Origin of the sequence: Kitasatospora sp. NPDC096204 (assembly GCF_044763205.1) — a bacterium.
Classification (GTDB): Bacteria; Actinomycetota; Actinomycetes; order Streptomycetales; family Streptomycetaceae; genus Kitasatospora.
Map to the genome: position 1 here is coordinate 83,625 of NZ_JBIWFT010000010.1, position 15,844 is coordinate 99,468.

Below are 15,844 nucleotides of genomic sequence, written 5' to 3' on the forward strand. Positions count from 1 at the left end.
TTCCCCACCATCCCCCCCCCCCCCGCCGCCGGGGGGGGCCCCCCCCCCGCCCTCGCCGTGTGCCGCCCGGCCGGGCGGCACACGGCGACAGCCGCTCAGGGCTCCGGGTAGCAGGCCGGTGCACTGCCGAGGCCACCAGTCCGATCCCCTCGCCCGACCACCTCGCGGAGGACCGAACCGATCTCCTTGGGTAGGAGGTTGATCGCGTCGAGGGATTCGGCGGTGAGGGGGATCTCTTCGAGGACGTACTCGCCTCGGCCTTCTTGGCTGAACTCCGGGCCGGTGCGGTCCTCGAAGCTCCACTTCCCGATGGTGGCGAGGTAGAAGTCCTGACGCTCGTCGTCCGTCTCGATGGTGTGGAGGAGGCCGATGATCTCGGCCTCGCCCGCGATTTCCTCGCGGACCTCCCGCAGTAGGGCCTCTTCGGGGCTGGCATCGGTCGGCTCGATCTTGCCGCCGACGATCACCCAGTACGGGTCGATGCCGGGGCGGATGCGCTTGATCAGCAGCGTGGTGTTGTTCGGGGTGAGGAGGACGGCGCGGACGCGGTGCTGCATGGTGGGCTCTTCCTGTTCTCGATGGTCTCGGTGCTGTGGGACGAGAGCCTGCCGGAGCCCAGGAAGTGTGTCCTGGTTCGGCGACGACGAAGACGTCCAGGTCGGACCACCCGTGCTGGTACTTGCCGCGCGCTCCGCTGACGGTCACGGCGAGAAGGTCGATGACGAGCGGCACCTGGCCGGTGGCGCGGTTCAGCAGATCGAGCAGGTAGGACTCCAGGTGGACGGGAAGGCCCAGCGTGTTCACCGGCATGGTGGCCGACCTGCGCAGCGGCCACCAGCGAGTCAGGGCAATCGTGACCCGCACGGCTGCAAGGTACACGGCCGACCGTCTGAGCCGGCAACAGACCGGCCGCCAGTGGCTACAGGACGGCACCGCGACGCCATTCCCCACGCCGGCAGCGTGGTGTTGGCCAGGCGGGTACGCCGGCCCCGCGTGAACGCGGCAATCACCATGTTCGACACGGCCGGCTCGGTGACCCCGTGTTCACCTCTCCGGTACGGTCTCGCCGCCGGGCGGGGCGGCGGACCGGTCGAGCGCGCTCACCGTGTCGAGCCCGTCGATCGGCACCCACTCGTGTTCCAGGATCGAGTAGGTGATCGAGTCGCGCCAGGCGCCGTGGACGAAGACGTGGTCGCGGATGCGGCCGTCCTCGGTCATGCCGGTGCGCAGGAGGGTGCGTGCGGAGGCTTCGTTGAGCGGGGAGCGGGCGGCCCAGATCCGGTGCACGCCGAGAACGTCGAAGCCGAGGGCGCACAGCAGGTGGACGGTTTCGGTGCCGTGGCCCTTGCCCCACGCGGCGGGGTGGAGGGCGAAGCCGATGGTGGCGGCCTGCTGCGGCTCGGTGGCCAGGCGGGCGTAGCCGATCAGCCGCTGTTCGCCGAGGCGGGTGACGGCGAGGCAGTACTCGGTGCGCGGGGTGGCGCGCGCGGAGTCGATGGAGCGGGCGGTGATCGCCTCGACTTGCTCGCGGGTGCGGGGTGCGAAGCTGAGGTGCCGGGTGGCCTCGGGGTCGCCGTAGATGGCCAGGAGGTCGCCGGTATCCTCGGGTTCGACTTCGCGCAGTGCCAGGTTGGGGCCGGTCAGGTGTACAGGATTCATGGCTGCGGAGCCTATCCGCGGGGTCACCGGAGGAGGACCGAGGTCGGGGTGGCGGTGAAGGCTCGATCTCCTCGCGCAGACCGGCCGCCGCGCCGCTGCCGCTGCGACGGCCGTCACTGTGCAGGGCGACGCGGACGCGCTGGGCTGCTCACGATGCCGAAGTTCCGCTGCTCGACGGGGAGGTCGAGCACGGGGCGGACGGCTTCGGCGGCGCCCTCGATCTCGCCACGGGCGATGCGGGCGAGGGCGAGGTCGGTCTGGGCGCCGGCCTGGTCGCCGAAGGCCCACTCGTCCTCGGTGGCACTGCGGTAGGCGGCGACGGCTGCTTCGGACTGGCTCTCGCCGAGTACCGAGTCCTCGCCGAGCTGCACGGTGGCTTCGGCGACGTAGTACAGCTGCCGGGGTACCGGGAAGGTCATGATGCCGCCGAAGGCGTCGAGGTCGTCGGCTTCGACCGCCGCGCGAACGACCTGGGCCCGCTGGATGGCCGTACGGGTGGCCTCACCGTCGCCGAGGAGGGAGTGGGCGCGGACGGAGAGGCAGGCCAGCCAGACGTTGGTGGTGCCGCGGATGTCGCCGGCCACGCTCTGCCCGAGCGCCGCGTATCCGGCGGCCTCGCCAGGGCGCCCGGGCCAGTAGGGGATAAGTGACTGGAGCGAGCGCACCCAGGTACGCATGGCGTGGTGGTCGGCGTTGTCGGCGCAGACGAAGGCGGTGCGGGCCTGCATCATCGCGGCGGTGACGCTGTCCCGGAGGCTACTTCGTGGCGATCACGTGGACGCTGGCCCACTGGCGCTTCGGGTTGGCCATGGTCGGGTCGAAGGTCCACGGCTCGACGGTCTTGAAGCCGGCCTCGGTGAAGAGTTGGGCGAGCTTCTCGTGGTCGTATGCCCAGTAGTGGGGGTTGTAGGTCGGGTCGTCGTCCTGGTCGCGGAAGACGTAGTTGATGAGGTCGAGGTAGGTGTTGATGTCGCCTCGGCACTGCCGCTTGGCGTACCATCGCTCGATCATCTCGGTGGCCTGGTCCGGCCGTGCCGGGTACTGGTTCAGGAGGAAAGCGGCGTCGGGGACGCCGGTGATGAGCTGTCCTCCGGACGTGAGGACGCGGTGGGCCTCGTGGGCGTAGAACTTGGCGGAGCGCGGGTAGTCGATGTGCTCCAGGAAGTGCTCGGAGAAGATCGTCTCGGTGCCGGCGTCGGCGAGCGGGATGCCCTCGCGCACGTCCCACAGGAGGTCGGCCGGCGGGACGATGTCGATGTTGAAGAAACCGTCGATGCGGTGACCTCCACCGCCGATCTGGACCTTGGTGGGGCCGGGCTTGAGGACGCCGTCGGGCAGAGCGGCGACGCTGGCTCGGTGGTGGCGGTGCAGTTCGACTTCCTTGACGGCCGCCCGGAGGGTGCGGGCGAGGCCGTGCGTGGTCGTCGGCGAGTTGAGGGCCTGGTCGAGCTGGGCACGCAGAGCGGTTACCTGCTGGTCGTGCGGGGTCATCGTGTCTCGCTTCCTGGGTCGCCTGGAGGTTGAGCGGGCGCCAATGGGTGTCCGTGGTTTCGCGGTTCCCGGCGAGGCCGACGTATGTGGTGGCGAGCAAGTACGTCGAGCCGCTGGTGGCCACGCGGTCGAGGAACGTGAGCACCTCGTGGTGGGTGAGGTGGACGAGGCAGTCCCGTGCGATGACGAGGTCCGCTGCCGGGATGTTGTCGCTGCTCAGGTCGGCCTGGCGGAAGGAGACGCGCTCGCTGCCGTGCCGTTCCTGGTTGAGCTGGACGAGGTCGGGGACGACGTCGAGGCCGAGGTAGGCGTTCAGCCGGTCGAATCCGTCGACGGGGCGGACCCAGTTGACGTCGCCGCATCCGGCGTCCGTGACGGTGCGGATCGGGTAGTGCGCGAGCACCGAGGCGAGGGCGGCCCGGACGGCCTCGGTTTGGCGCATCTCGGAACCGGGCCCGGAGACCGACTCAGGGGATCCCCAGTGATTGGTGCGGTAGATCTCGGTGAAGAGCGTCTCGGCGGGCTGGAGGGCGTCGGCCAGGCGGCGGTGGATGGGGTTGGGCCGTGGGTGGGCATGCGTTTCCTCCACGATCGGTCGTCGAGGGGGCGTGGGGCAGCGGTCAGCGGCTGCTGTTGCGCATGAGCGTGTACTTGATGTCGACCAGACGCGGCGCGATGCTCAGCGCCAACTGCTCGGCAGGGTGAAGGTGCCCGGAGCCGTCCGGCTCGGCACGCCAGACGCGGTAGTCCAAATTCGGGTAGGCCGGGTTGATGCCGATCTCGCCCTTGGGCATCGTGCCGTTGAACGGCACCACGATGTCCATGTGGTTCCAGTAGTTCCAGGCTTGCAGGGCCTTGTGCTGGTCGAAGTAGAAGTAGAAGTCGGGGTAGCGGCCGAAGCTGCGGAGCTCCCGGTGGATGAGGTGGCCGAGCAGCGGGCCGAGCTGGGTGGCGAGGCTGTCGAACTCCCAGCGGGTTCGATGCCAGGCTTCGGGCACCTGCCCGCTGGTGAAGAGCCGGGCGGCGACCAGGTAGCTGATCCGCTCGACCACGTACGTGCGGGCGTGGTCGGCGTCGATGGTCGGGTCCACCCGCTGCAGGAGTGACGCCAGTTGCTGCGGGCGGGGGCGGAACCTGGCGAGATTGAACTTGCCGGCCATGTCCGGGAAGGAGGCGAACAGCATCTCCTTGTAGAGCCAGTTGTTGAACTCCCCGAGGTCGGCCAGCTGGCGGGTCCGTGCGGAGGTGGAGTGGAGCATGAGGTACTCGGCTAGGGCCTCGAAGTAGAGGTAGCCGAGGATCGGCAGCCGGGGGATGGCCGCATCCAGCAGCTGCAGGAAGCCCTCCGTGGCCACGGTCGAGGCCTGGTAGATGACGCTGGCGGCCAGGGCCAGGAACGCGGCCGAGTTCTTGATCCGGCCGACGACGGTCTCGCGCAGGTGGTGGCGCTCGGTCTTGCTGAGCAGGTACTCCAGGTCGGTGTAGATCTGCAGGTGGATCGAGCCCAGCCGCAGGTAGTCCACGCCCGCCAATCCGCGGTACGCCTGGGGCGGCGCGGTGATCTCGAAGATCAGCGGTGTGGGTGTGCGTCCGCTCGGGCCGACCTTGGCGATGGAGGCCGGGGCCTCCTTGGTGAGGACGTAGGCGGCCAGATTGTGCATGCGGAAGCCGTGCTCGGTCAGTGTGAGCGGCGCGCAGTAGATGCTGCCGACGAGGCATCCGCCGGAGGGGTAGAGCACGCCCTCCTCGCTGATCTCCTCCAGGGCGTGGGTGACGTGGAGCAGGTGCAGCTTGCCGTCGCTGCTCAGGCTGTCGAAGAGCGCGTTCTTGCGGAGCAGGCTGCCGTTCGGCGTCTCGCCGGTCAGGCGCTTGTGCCAGGCGGCCGTGTGGGCCGTCAGCGGGTCGCCGCGCCCGGCGTCGGGCAGCAGCGCGGAGTCGAAGAAGGCGTGCGCGTCGGCCCACCGGCCGTAGGCGTCGCGGAGGTTCACGGCTACACCAGTCCCTTCTCGGCGAGCGCGAACCGAACGGCTTCGGCGCTGCTGGCTCCGGCGAGGTGCGCGGTCTCGGAGATGACGACGAGGTTGAAGGCGATGGCGCGGAGCTGGTCGAAGGCCGGTTCACGAATGTGCCGCACGTCGGGCCACCAGCTGAGCTTCGGCAGGCGGTAACGGTCGAGCGCGTCGGCAGCCTTCACCAGGTCGCAGATGAGTTCGGCGCGGGCGTAGTCGGCCCGATCGTCCGGGCAGAAGGCGTCGTACGGCAGGTCGTGCAGGCGGATGGCGGTCGCCGCCTGGATGATCCGCCGGGGCGTGGCCACCATGTCGAAGTGGGTCCAGACGGCGTCGGCGTTGGCGGCCAGCCAGATTGCGGCACGGGCACCGTGGCCCCGGTCGTCCTTGTCGTGCAGGCGCTGGCAGTCGTGGACGGCGGCGGCCAGGACGACCGTGGCGGTGTCGGCATCGTCCAGCCCATGGATCTCGGCGAGCAGGGCGGCCAGCGCGGCGGTCCGCATGCTGTGCCGGACACCGTGGAGTGAATCCTGGAGGCGGGGCTCCGCCAGCCACGCCGCCGGAAGAGCTGACCGGTCCAGGAGCTGCTTCGAGGCCGGCCCCAGGGGCGGTGGCCAGGCCGCGCCGAGATCGGGCCGGTTGGCCTTGATCCACTCAATGGTGGCCGGGTCCATGTACTGGTGGTGCGGCAGCTGCCTTCGGGCAGCCAGGTCGACCAGGCTCGTGGTCGTCGGGGTCGTGCTCATCTGCGCCCACCCCCTTCTGGTGGTCTACCGCGGTGAGGGGCTTCTACCGGATCGGCGCGGCTTGTGCCTCGCGCGCCTTGCGTACCTGCTCGGCGGCCTCGAAGGCGGCGGCGAAGTCGGCCAGTTCCTGGTCGCTCATCAGCGTCACGCCGAGTTCGAAGGCGATGTCGATGATCTGGGCGGATGCTTCGTCGCGGGCGGCGTCCGAGGCGCCGTCGTCGAGCAGCACCTCGAACTCGGCGTGGTAGCCCCACGCCTCGCTCCACTTGAGCGCGATCTCCACGTCCTGGAAGCGGAAGTTGTGGCGGAAGTTGAACGCCTCGTGCATCGCGGGCTCGAAGCCGAGCGCGTTGAACACCTTCACGGCCGCCGGGACGTCCTCGCGGGCGATGGCGAACTCGGTCTCGGGGACGGCCGAGCCCTGGCCGATCTTGCTGCCCTTGAGAGTGATCTTGGCGGTGCCGGCGGCGGTGTTGTCCGTGACCTTCAGCAACTGCTCGGGCAGCACGTAGAAGTAGATGTGCTTGGCGTCGTCGCCCAGGTCCTCGCCGTCCTGCCTCAGGCGGTCCATGAGCCGGTCATGGGTCTCCTTGTCGAAGCGGGCGCGCATCTCGATCTCGACAGCCACGGTCGTGTCTCCTCGTTTCAGGCATGGCGGGTCCAGCCGAACCAAGGTGGGGTGTCCCCTGGCTGGTTCGGATGGGGCGGTATGGAGTTGGTGGTGCCGGGTGGTGCGGCCAGCCGTCGTTTCACCGGCCGCACCACCCGGGATGGATCAGCCCAGGTCGCCGAAGCGCTCGCGGATCACGCCGGCGTGCAGGTAGTTCGGCAGCGGGACGCCGCCGACCGCCACGCGGGTGGTCGCCGTCTGGTCCTCGGTCTCGCTCGGGAAACCCTCCAGCAGCTGGAGGCACTGCTGCACCCACTCGCGGGACTTGGGCCAGTCGCCGGCATCCCGGAGGCGGACCGCCAGCGCGTAGGCGGTTTCGGTGGCCGCCCAGCGGTCGGTCGCCAGCTCGCGCTGGAAGATCGACTCCAGCTCCTCGGCGCATGCCAGGCGGGTCTGGTTGGTCATGGTGCCCTCTCAGATCAGACGGTGGTGCCCCGGTGGTGGTCAACGCAGCGGCGTCCCAGTGGTGACGCCGCGACCTGCCGTCAGTTGGTGAAGATCTCCGCCAGCGTGCGGTACTCGTGCAACTCATCCTTGTCGAACCACAGCTCGACCTCCTGCGCGGCCTCCTCCTTGTTGCCGGAGGCGTGGACCAGATTGGCCACGGCCTTACCGACTGCCACACTGCCCGCGGAGCTCATGTGCGAGAGGTCGCCGCGGATCGTGCCGGCCGGAGCCTGGTTCGGGTAGGTGCTGCCCACGATCTTTCGAACGGTGGCGATGGCGTCGTAGCCCTCCAGCACCAGGGCGATGACCGGCCCCTGCTGCATGAAAGTGGCCGTGAGGTTGTAGACCTCGACCCCGAGCCGCTCTTCGAGGTCGAAGTAGTGCTTGCGGGTGAACTCCTCGTCCATCCACTTCATCTTGACGCCGACGATCTTCAACGCGGCGTCCTCGAAGCGCGAGATGATCCTTCCCCCGAGGCCGCGCACCAGCGCGTCGGGCTTGAGCAGGACGAGCGTGCGCTCGACCGTGTGGACCTGGATTTCGGCCATCAGTTCCCTTTCGGCTTACTGGCATTCAGACATGACGAACAATCAGTCCGTCATGAACTGAGGTTACCGGCGCTGGCGAGCCACTTTCGGCGCTCCGACCTACACCCCGAACGGGTGAACTCTGCGCGGTTCGGTGGCATTCGATCCGCTACCCCGTCGACACTGCGGTCTTGCGGGCACAATCGCCCAACTCGCTGTCCTGCTTCGGGTGCTCACCTAGAATCTCCAAGGGGGTCGGCGTGTGTGTCCTGCTACTCCCCGAACGCTTCCAGAGCTCAAGTTGCCTAGGTGAGCCTGGCCTCGGGGTGCCGACCACTAGTCTTCCGGTATCCACGCCGCGCAGCGATGAAGCGCCAGTGCAGTCGATGTGCATCTTCGACGCACGCCTCCTGTACTGCAGCGACCACGACGGAGAGGGAACGGCGTTGGACGTCATCGAGGTCTGGAGCGGTCGTTACGCCTGCCTGCTCCAGTCCGCCCTCCGCCTCACCAACGAGGCTTTCGCCAACCAGCTCGGGATCGCGGTGAGAACGGTGGCCACATGGCACGCCGACTCCTCCGTTGTACCGCGAGCTGAGATGCAGCAGCTCCTCGACGCCGCGCATGAAAGAGCTTCCGACACGGCTCGTCAGCGCTTCGCCCTCCTGGCAGCGAAAGAATGCGGCGACGGAGCCTCCGAGTCCGGCACGCCAACTGCACAGGCCCTGCGGGTGGCCGTCGCGGTTGTCCTCCGGCAGGGCGACGTGCTGCTGGTCTGCCGGCGCGACGGCGACGCGTCCGGGATCACCTGGCAGTTCCCTGCTGGGGTGATCAAGCCCGGCGCGAAGCCGGAGACCGCGACAGTTCGGGAGACGCTGGACGAGACCGGGGTTCACTGCGCCGTCCGCGGGAGCCTCGGCAGTCGTGTCCACCCCGTGACGGGCGTGTTGTGCGAGTACTTCCTGTGCGAGTACCTGGCTGGCGAGGCAACCAACAGCGACGCTGTCGAGAACGTCGACGTGATGTGGGTTCCTCGAAACTCGGTGACCCGCTTCATCGACGCGGATACGATCTTCCCACCCATCCTGGCCGCCGTGGAGGAGCAGACGTGACACAGCAGACTGCGGAGGAACGCCCGGGTATTGCCGCCGCGATCGTGGTCCATGAAGGCCGCGTCCTGATGGTCAGGCGGCGGGTGAGCGAGGGCCAACTCTCCTGGCAGTTTCCGGCCGGCGAGATCGAGGCTGGCGAGTCGCCCGAGGACGCCGCCGTTCGTGAGACGGCGGAGGAGACCGGACTGGGCGTGGCCGCCGTCAAGCTCCTGGGCGAGCGGGTGCATCCGAAGACCGGTCGGCTGATGTCGTACACGGCCTGCGAGGCCGTCAGTGGCACGGCCGAGGTGGTCGACACGGAGGAGCTGGACCAGCTCGCGTGGGTGGCTCTCGCCGAGATCCCCGAGTATGTGCCGTACGGGCTCTTCGAGCCTGTGCAGGCATACCTGGACATTGTGCTAACTGCCTGAGCTCTACGGGCGGCCATCCACTGGGTGGCCGCCCGTAGAGCTATTGGTCAATCGCGCCGTGAACCTCCTCGGTATTGACCATGGCGTATGACATGCCCAGCGCCTCCCGCCTGGCAGCAGTCCGCCCCGCTGGATCGCATCCAGCGGGGCGGAGACAGGATCTGCCGTTCTTCGGGAGGAGTTATCAACCTGCTGCCGCGCAAACCGCTCCTTCGGGGCAAAGGTTTGCGCGAGAGTGCCGCGTCTGCCAGCGGGCGGCCGGGGTGAGGGCATGTCGTTCGTTGTCGCGTCTGGGCGGAGGATTCTGCCCGAATCGCCGTATGCGCTGTGGGTTCGTGGCGAACTGGACGAGCACTTGCTGCTGACCGAAGTTCTTCGGGCCGAGGTGATCGGTGGGGAGTTCGTGGTGACGCCTTGTCCGAGCGTCGGCCACGCTGCGACCGTCTCGGACGTTCAAGAGGCGGCGTTCTGCGCCGAAGTCACGAACCCGAGTTGTCTGTGGCAGGCGGTGCAGGCGGTGCAGGCGGTGCAGGCGGTCGGGCTCGACCTTGCGGAGATCGGGGACGGTTGTGTCCCGGACCTCGTGATCGTGGCCTCAGAGGTGGAGTCAGCGATTCTGTCGGAGGCGAAGGATCGGTACCTTCGCCCGGACGAGATCACATTGGTAGCTGAGGTCACGGCGCCCTTCAGTGCGCACAACGATCGCAGTGCCAAGCGGCAGGGGTATGCGTGGACCGGGGTGCCGTACTACCTGCTGGTGGACCGAGGTCCGGGGCAGCCTGGGGTGACGCTCTTCGGGAAGCCGAACCAAGGAGCCGGGACCTACGAGATGCTGGGGGAGTGGCTGTTCGGCGAAACCGTCCGGTTGCCGGAGCCCTTTTGCATCGAGATCAGCACTGACAGATGGAAGCCTTGGGAGTGGGGACGCCTTGTGGACCGCTTGGTGCTACCGCTCCAGTGGCCGCGTGCCGCCCGACTGGGCGGCACGCGGCCAGGCCCGGGGCGGGCACCCGCCGGCAGGTGGGTGGGGGGTGGATGGTGGGGAACGGTGGCGAACATGCGCAGCGAGGGGATGATGCGCGGGTTTTCACCCGGCGGCGGGCGAAGTGGGGATGGGTGGGCGCCGCTCGTGGCCGAACGCCGCTGCCCGGGACTACTGGAGTAGTCCCGGGCAGCGGCGTTTCTCGTACGGGTCAGGCCGTCGGCTTGGGCTTGCGGGCGATGGCGAGGGCCAGGGCGGCGCAGAGGGCGGCGGCGAGGGCGGTGAAGCCGCTGACGGCGGGGAGGAGGCCGTAGCGCTGGACGAGGGCGCCGAGGGCGATGATCGGGCCGGAGCTGCCGAGGTAGACGATGACCCAGAGGGCGCTCAGCTCGGAGCCCCGGCGTTCGGGGTTCATCGCGGCGACGGCGCCGGTGAACAGGGAGCGGTAGGCCACGCCCTGGGAGATGCCGCCGAGGACGCTGCCGATGAAGAGCAGCGCGGGGGTGCCGGTGTACCCGGCGGCGACGACCAGACCGAGGCCGGTGGCCAGGCCGGTCATGCCGAGGGCGGTGACCACGCGGTCCGAGGTGGGCGGGACGATCAGCTGGGTGGCGGCCGAGGAGCCGAGCAGGAGGGCGGCCACGATCGCGCCGACCAGCTTGGAGTCGGTGTGCAGCAGGTTGGCGGCGAAGGCCGGGGCGAGGCTGAGGTAGACGCCGAAGACCGCGTAGGAGACGAATCCGGCCATGGCGGCGAGCAGGAACTCCCGGCGGCCGGTGCGCGGCAGGCGCAGGCGCTGCGGGCGCAGGTGGGCCGGGGTGGTGATCCGGGGCGGCGACGCCGGCGGGCGGTTGCGGCCGGGCATCCGGGGGTGGAGGAGGGCGAGTGGCACGCAGAGCGCCACCAGGGCGATGGCGTGCAGCAGGAAGGGCGTCAGCAGCGGGTCGGAGCCGCCGGCCAGCAGGGCGCCGACGACCGGGCCGAGCGCGACGCCGCCCGCCGAGCAGGCCAGGGTGATCTTGGCGGCGAGGGTCGGGCGGTCGGGCAGCAGGTCGCCGAGGGCGGCTCCGGCGGCGCCGGTGGCCAGGCCGACCGCGATGCCCTGGACCGCCCGCCCGGCGGCGAGCTGCCAGAAGCTGCCGGCGGTGGCGAACACGACGTCGCCCATGGCGGACAGCGCGACGGCGGGCAGGATCAGGGCGCGTCGGCCGAGGTGGTCGGACCAGTGGCCGACGACGGCGAGCACCGGGATCAGCGCGAACACGTAGACCGCGAAGAGGACCGTGGTGTCGAGCGCGGTGAGGTTCAGCCGCTGCTGGAGCAGCGAGTAGATCGGGGTCGCGAGGTTGGCGCCGATCAGCATCAGCAGCAGGGCGGCGGCCACCAGGCCGACGCGGACGCCGCGCAGCGCGTTCCAGCGGCTGATCGCGGCGAGCTGGAGCTGGGCGCGAGGCGCGAGCTCCAGGGGAAGCAGGGCCTCCGACAGTCGGCGTCCGTCGAACTGCGCGGTGCGCAGGCCGGAGCCGGCGGGGGAGAGGTCCGCCATGGCAGGGGTCTCCTGTGGCCGGGCACCACCGGGGTCGGCGGGGTGTGCCGGCGCGCCCGTCCGGAGGCGCTGTGGTGGTGGCCGCGGGTGAGGGCTCCCAGGTGGGGCGAGGTGAGCTGAAGAGGGCCCCTCCGGCCCGGGGTCGGGTGGAGGGCGGTGGGCTTCGTTGCCCCGGTGGCACGCGCGGGGTGTGCGCGGTACCAGACCGAAGGATAAAGGGTAGGCGTACGCCCACGGCGCGCGCCCCTGGACGCGCCCCACACGGCCGGGCATCGGGGGTGCCCGACCTATACGCTGAGGTGGTGGATCGGTACGCGGCGCTGTTGGGCTGACCGCTGGCTGAGGGAGAGCGCACAACGATGGCCGGACGACGTCGCAAGAACACCGGGGCTCCGGCGGGTGAGGGCAGCACCGAGGCCGTGCTGCCGGCCGACCTGGAGCTGCAGGACCTCTACGGGGCGTTCGCCGCGCACGGGCTGGACGACGAGGACCTGGACGACGCGGCCGTCCTGGTCCCGCCGGTGAAGCTGCCCGCCGAGCGCGAGCTGGCCGAGCAGGCGAAGGCCGTACCGATGTTCGGGTACGCGCTGGCGCTGGCCCGCTGGGCCGCCCCGCACCGGGCGGTGGACGAGTTCGGGGACCTGGTCGAGGCGGACCGCGCGCCCGCGGCCCGGCTGCTGGGCCTGGCCCCGGCCGAGGGTGAGGGCGGGGCCGGGGGCGAGGTGCCCGAGGAGGCCGAGGTCGAGGCGCTGCGGGCCTGGTCGCTGGCCTGCGACCTGGACCTGGTGGAGCTCGGCACGACCGCGGAGGGCGAGCACGTCGCCGTCCCCGGCCCGGACCTGGAGCCCGCCGAGCAGGGCGACCCGGAGACCGTCCTGGAGCTGTGGCTGACCGCCGCCGGGATCGTCCGGGAGCTGGCCGTCGAGGCGGACTCCGCCCCGGAGGGGGCGGAGGCCGAGGGCGAGCCGGCCGGGCTCGGCGGGGCGGGCGAGGGCGCCGAGCCCGCCGGGGAGGTCGAGGAGGACGAGGACGGGCTCTCCGAGGTCGAGGAGGCCCGCGACGAGGCCGCCGAACTGCTGGACGAGGCCCTGCAGGTGCTCTACGAGACCACCGCCTTCGCCGAGCCCGGCAACGAGACCGTGCCGCTGGGCGTGCTGGCCGCGCTGCTGGTGGTCCCGGAGGGCGAGGAGCCGAGCGAGGAGCTGCTCGGCGACATCACCGACGTGATGGTCGCGCTGGACCCGATGCTGGGCGACCTCGCCGAGCTCGGCCTGCTGGAGTACCGCCCGATCGACCCCGAGCTGTTCGACGAGGAGGACGGCGGGGAGTCCGCCGTGGTCGGCGAGGAGCCGCTGGACGAGGAGGAGTCGGCCCGGTTCGGGCTGGTCCGGCTCACCCCGCTCGGCCAGTACGGCATCCGGCAGTGGCTGCTGGAGGACGGCTACGACGCGCCGCTGGTCGGCGACCTCGCCAAGGGGGACGCGGCCGAGCTGCTGCGCGGGGTGTGCGAGTCGGCCAACGTGCTCCCCGAGGAGGAGCTGCGGGTGTGGACCGCCGACCGCGAACCGGTGGCGGCGGCGCGCGAACTGCTCGCGGCGGCGCGCGGCACCGACGGCTACGGCCCGCTGCGCCGGATGCTCTGCGTCTCGGCGCTCAACCTGCTCGGGCCGGACGCGGCGCCGGCCGTCCGGGAGGTCATGGACGACCCGGAGCTCGGCGGTGCGGCACGGGCCTGGCTGACCGCGCAGGGGGCGACGGACGTGCCGGTGCCGGACCGGGCGATGGCGCTGTGGACGGTGGTCGACACCTTCGCCGCCCAGCTGCTGGACAACGGCGGGGACGCCGAGCTGCTGCGCGAACTGATCACCGACCTGCCGGTGAACGGCGACCCGGCCGGGTGGTTCGGCGAGCTGTGGCGGGTCGACCACCCGTACACGGCGGACGTCCTGGAGGCCATCGGGGAGCTGCACCCGGACCGGGCGCTGGCCAAGGAGGCGCGCAAGGCGGCCTTCAAGGCGCGCTCCAGGAACTGAGGCCTCACGGTGTGTTCCGGGAGCCGGGGCCTCCCGGTGTGCGCCGGGGGCCGAGGCCCCGCGGTGTGCTCCGGGGCCCCGGTCAGGGAAGGTCCAGCGAGCCGTCCTCGGTGAAGGGGAAGAACGGGTTGTGGGCCAGCTCCCAGAGGTGGCCGTCCGGGTCCTCGAAGTAGCCGGAGTAGCCGCCCCAGTCGGTCGGGACCGGCGGCTTGACCACCACGGCGCCGGCCTCCACCGCCGTCCGCAGCGCGGCGTCCACCAGTGCGGGGGACTCCAGGTTCACCGCGAGGGTGACGCCGCGGAAGGAGGGCTCGCCGGTGGCGGGCACGCCCGCGTCGGCGGCCAGCTCCTCGGTGGGGAAGAGGCCGAGCGCGGAGTCGGCGGTGCGGAACCAGACGATCTCCGGGCTGGAGGCGGCGGAGCGCTTCCAGCCGAGCGCCTCGTAGAAGCGGGCGCTGCGGTCGAGGTCGGTCACCCCGAGGGTGACGATGCTGATCCGGGCGGGGAAGGTGCCCGGTCCGGTCCGGTCCTGTGCTGCGTCGTTCTGTGCTGTCATGCCGCCCAGGTTAGGGAGGGTGGCTGACAACGGGCCTCCTGACACGGGCACCACCCGCGTCCGGAGGCGGAGCTGATGACCCGGCAGCTGCGGCCACGTAAGGTGGCGTCAGCGGTGCGGGCGCGAGGACTCGGGGGTGCGACACAGGATGGTGCGGGAGAGCGGCGGCGGGCACCAGAAGCGGAACACCGGCTCCCCGGGGTCCGCCCCGGCTCCGGACCGGCCGGTCCGGGAGGACCGTTTCGCCGGTGGGCCCGCGGGCCGGGCACCGGACCGGGCGGCCGGGCGGTCCGCGGATCAGCCCGGGGATCAGCCCGCGGAGCAGTATGCCGACCGGTTCGCCGATCAGGAGGAGTTCTCCCGCAGGACCCTGGCGGCGGCCGACTTCCCGGTGTACGGCGTGGTCGGCGGGGCGCCGGTGGACGGGGTGCCTGTGGACAGGACACGGGCGGGTGGGACGTCGGCCGGTGAGGCGCTGGCCGCCTTCGAGACCTCCGGCGGCGAGCTGCGCTGGGTCGAGGTCCAGTGCGGTGACTGGCGTTCGGCGGCCGGCCCGTACGTGACCGTGCGCACCTACCGGCCCGGCGCCGACCGGGGTGAGCAGCTGCCCGAGCTGGAGGACCTGGTCGAGGACGAACGGGACCGCGTCTACGAGCAGTTGGGTGTCGACGAGGGCGACGGGCCGGGCCGGGTGCGGGCGTTGCGCGCATGGATCACGGTGGACGGCGAGCCCTGCGCGGTGGAGGTGCACGAGGACCGGCCGGTGCCGGAGCCCGGTGCCCCGGCGGCGGCCGGGCCGGAACCGGTGTGGGCGGGGCGGCTGCGGGTCGGCGGGCTGACCGTCACGGTGTGTGGGCGCGGGGTGGCCCCCGGAGCGCTGGAGCTCGGCTCGATCGGCGACTTCGAGCGCTGCCTGCGCGGCCGCACCGAGCTGCTGCGCGACCTGGCCGCCAGGCGGGCCCGCCACGTTCCGGTCGAGGAGCGCGAACTGCCGCCGGTGGTCGGGATGGAGGCGCACCGGGCGCTGATCGCGCAGAGCGTCGCCGAGTCCGCCGCGATCGAGGCGCAGGTGCGGGTCGGTCGCACGCCGAGGCTGCCGCGCGGGCTGCGCGGGGAGGTCGGCGCGGTGCGCTGGGAGGCGGCGGTGCGTCAGCAGATGCGGCTGGCCACCGAGACCCGGGAGGAGGCCGTGGCGGCGGTGGCCTCGATGGTGAACCACCTCAACCGGCTTTCCCAGCAGACGCATTGGCTTGTCGGCACGCCGGAGGGCGAGGCGGCCGTCGAGGAGGTCGTCCGGTACACGGTGTTCGCGAGCGAGGTGGCGAGCCTGCCGGCGCAGCGGGCGTGGGCGCAGCTGTGGCGGGAGCGGCCGGGCGGCGGCGGGGCGGGGGTCTGGGAGGATCAGCGGCTGGCCGAGCAGCTGTGGCTGTCGGCCTGGGAGCAGTGGCGGGCGGCGCGGCGCTGACGGGGTGCCGGGCGGGTGGGGCGTGGTGTCCGCAGCGGGTTGTCTGACGGGGACACGTGTAAAGCCGAGGTCATGTGACGGTCATCGGTCGGCAAATGGCCGCCTGGGTGTGAGGTGGACGTCATGTCGGGTTCACCCGTCCGGCGGAGCCTGCTGGGCGTCGGCATCCCGCACCGACGCCCCCGCTCATC

Annotated in this window: 16 protein-coding genes; 5 read left to right on the forward strand and 11 right to left on the reverse strand. The window is 71.1% G+C overall.

All coding sequences use genetic code 11. From position 1 onward, the window contains the following. Positions 1 to 95: 95 nt before the first annotated feature. The 9 genes from ACIQ87_RS13285 to ACIQ87_RS13325 all read right to left on the reverse strand — a co-directional run bounded on the left by ACIQ87_RS13285 (position 96) and on the right by ACIQ87_RS13325 (position 7,570). On the reverse strand, positions 96 to 557 hold the full coding sequence (locus ACIQ87_RS13285) for an NUDIX domain-containing protein (RefSeq protein WP_402405581.1): 462 nt from the start codon (positions 555 to 557) through the stop codon (positions 96 to 98). 487 nt (positions 558 to 1,044) lie between these two features. Next, positions 1,045 to 1,659, reverse strand: a complete 615-nt coding sequence (locus tag ACIQ87_RS13290; RefSeq protein ID WP_402405583.1) for a GNAT family N-acetyltransferase — start codon at positions 1,657 to 1,659, stop codon at positions 1,045 to 1,047. Positions 1,660 to 1,772: 113 nt separating this feature from the next. After that, positions 1,773 to 2,390 carry a hypothetical protein gene (locus tag ACIQ87_RS13295; RefSeq protein WP_402405585.1) on the reverse strand — a complete coding sequence of 206 codons (618 nt, stop codon included), beginning with the start codon at positions 2,388 to 2,390 and terminating at the stop codon, positions 1,773 to 1,775. Between the two features lie 25 nt (positions 2,391 to 2,415). Next, entirely contained in the window at positions 2,416 to 3,150 is a 735-nt protein-coding gene (locus tag ACIQ87_RS13300; protein WP_402405586.1) for a class I SAM-dependent methyltransferase, read from the reverse strand. Between the two features lie 620 nt (positions 3,151 to 3,770). Continuing rightward, entirely contained in the window at positions 3,771 to 5,138 is a 1,368-nt protein-coding gene (locus tag ACIQ87_RS13305) for a hypothetical protein (RefSeq protein WP_402405588.1), read from the reverse strand. A 2-nt stretch (positions 5,139 to 5,140) separates the two neighbouring features. Next, positions 5,141 to 5,905, reverse strand: coding sequence for a hypothetical protein (locus ACIQ87_RS13310; protein ID WP_402405590.1), 765 nt, complete (start codon positions 5,903 to 5,905; stop codon positions 5,141 to 5,143). Positions 5,906 to 5,948: 43 nt separating this feature from the next. Continuing rightward, positions 5,949 to 6,533: a hypothetical protein gene (locus tag ACIQ87_RS13315; RefSeq protein ID WP_402405592.1), complete on the reverse strand. Its 585-nt coding sequence runs from the start codon at positions 6,531 to 6,533 to the stop codon at positions 5,949 to 5,951. Between the two features lie 147 nt (positions 6,534 to 6,680). Next, positions 6,681 to 6,980 (reverse strand): hypothetical protein, encoded by a 300-nt coding sequence (locus ACIQ87_RS13320; RefSeq protein WP_402405593.1) that lies wholly within the window; start codon positions 6,978 to 6,980, stop codon positions 6,681 to 6,683. An 80-nt stretch (positions 6,981 to 7,060) separates the two neighbouring features. Beyond that, positions 7,061 to 7,570, reverse strand: coding sequence for a nucleoside-diphosphate kinase (locus ACIQ87_RS13325; protein ID WP_402405594.1), 510 nt, complete (start codon positions 7,568 to 7,570; stop codon positions 7,061 to 7,063). 425 nt (positions 7,571 to 7,995) lie between these two features. Here ACIQ87_RS13325 and ACIQ87_RS13330 point away from each other — a divergent pair, with 425 nt between their 5' ends. The 3 genes from ACIQ87_RS13330 to ACIQ87_RS13340 all read left to right on the forward strand — a co-directional run bounded on the left by ACIQ87_RS13330 (position 7,996) and on the right by ACIQ87_RS13340 (position 10,236). Beyond that, entirely contained in the window at positions 7,996 to 8,661 is a 666-nt protein-coding gene (locus ACIQ87_RS13330) for an NUDIX hydrolase (RefSeq protein WP_402405805.1), read from the forward strand. Next, positions 8,658 to 9,071, forward strand: coding sequence for an NUDIX hydrolase (locus ACIQ87_RS13335; protein ID WP_402405596.1), 414 nt, complete (start codon positions 8,658 to 8,660; stop codon positions 9,069 to 9,071). Before ACIQ87_RS13330 ends, ACIQ87_RS13335 begins: the two co-directional genes overlap by 4 nt. A 271-nt stretch (positions 9,072 to 9,342) precedes the next feature. Beyond that, a complete protein-coding gene (locus tag ACIQ87_RS13340) occupies positions 9,343 to 10,236 on the forward strand; it encodes a Uma2 family endonuclease (RefSeq protein WP_402405598.1) in 894 nt (297 codons plus the stop codon). Positions 10,237 to 10,264: 28 nt separating this feature from the next. Here the strand turns inward: ACIQ87_RS13340 and ACIQ87_RS13345 are convergent, their stop codons facing one another. Then, positions 10,265 to 11,599: an MFS transporter gene (locus tag ACIQ87_RS13345; RefSeq protein ID WP_402405600.1), complete on the reverse strand. Its 1,335-nt coding sequence runs from the start codon at positions 11,597 to 11,599 to the stop codon at positions 10,265 to 10,267. A 359-nt stretch (positions 11,600 to 11,958) separates the two neighbouring features. Between ACIQ87_RS13345 and ACIQ87_RS13350 the strand changes: the two genes are divergently transcribed. Then, positions 11,959 to 13,632: a hypothetical protein gene (locus ACIQ87_RS13350; protein ID WP_402405602.1), complete on the forward strand. Its 1,674-nt coding sequence runs from the start codon at positions 11,959 to 11,961 to the stop codon at positions 13,630 to 13,632. Between the two features lie 82 nt (positions 13,633 to 13,714). Here ACIQ87_RS13350 and ACIQ87_RS13355 read toward each other — a convergent pair whose 3' ends face one another. After that, complete coding sequence (locus tag ACIQ87_RS13355) at positions 13,715 to 14,188, reverse strand: VOC family protein (protein WP_402405604.1); 474 nt, start codon at positions 14,186 to 14,188, stop codon at positions 13,715 to 13,717. Positions 14,189 to 14,324: 136 nt separating this feature from the next. Here ACIQ87_RS13355 and ACIQ87_RS13360 point away from each other — a divergent pair, with 136 nt between their 5' ends. After that, positions 14,325 to 15,653: a hypothetical protein gene (locus tag ACIQ87_RS13360; RefSeq protein WP_402405606.1), complete on the forward strand. Its 1,329-nt coding sequence runs from the start codon at positions 14,325 to 14,327 to the stop codon at positions 15,651 to 15,653. Positions 15,654 to 15,844: the final 191 nt, after the last annotated feature.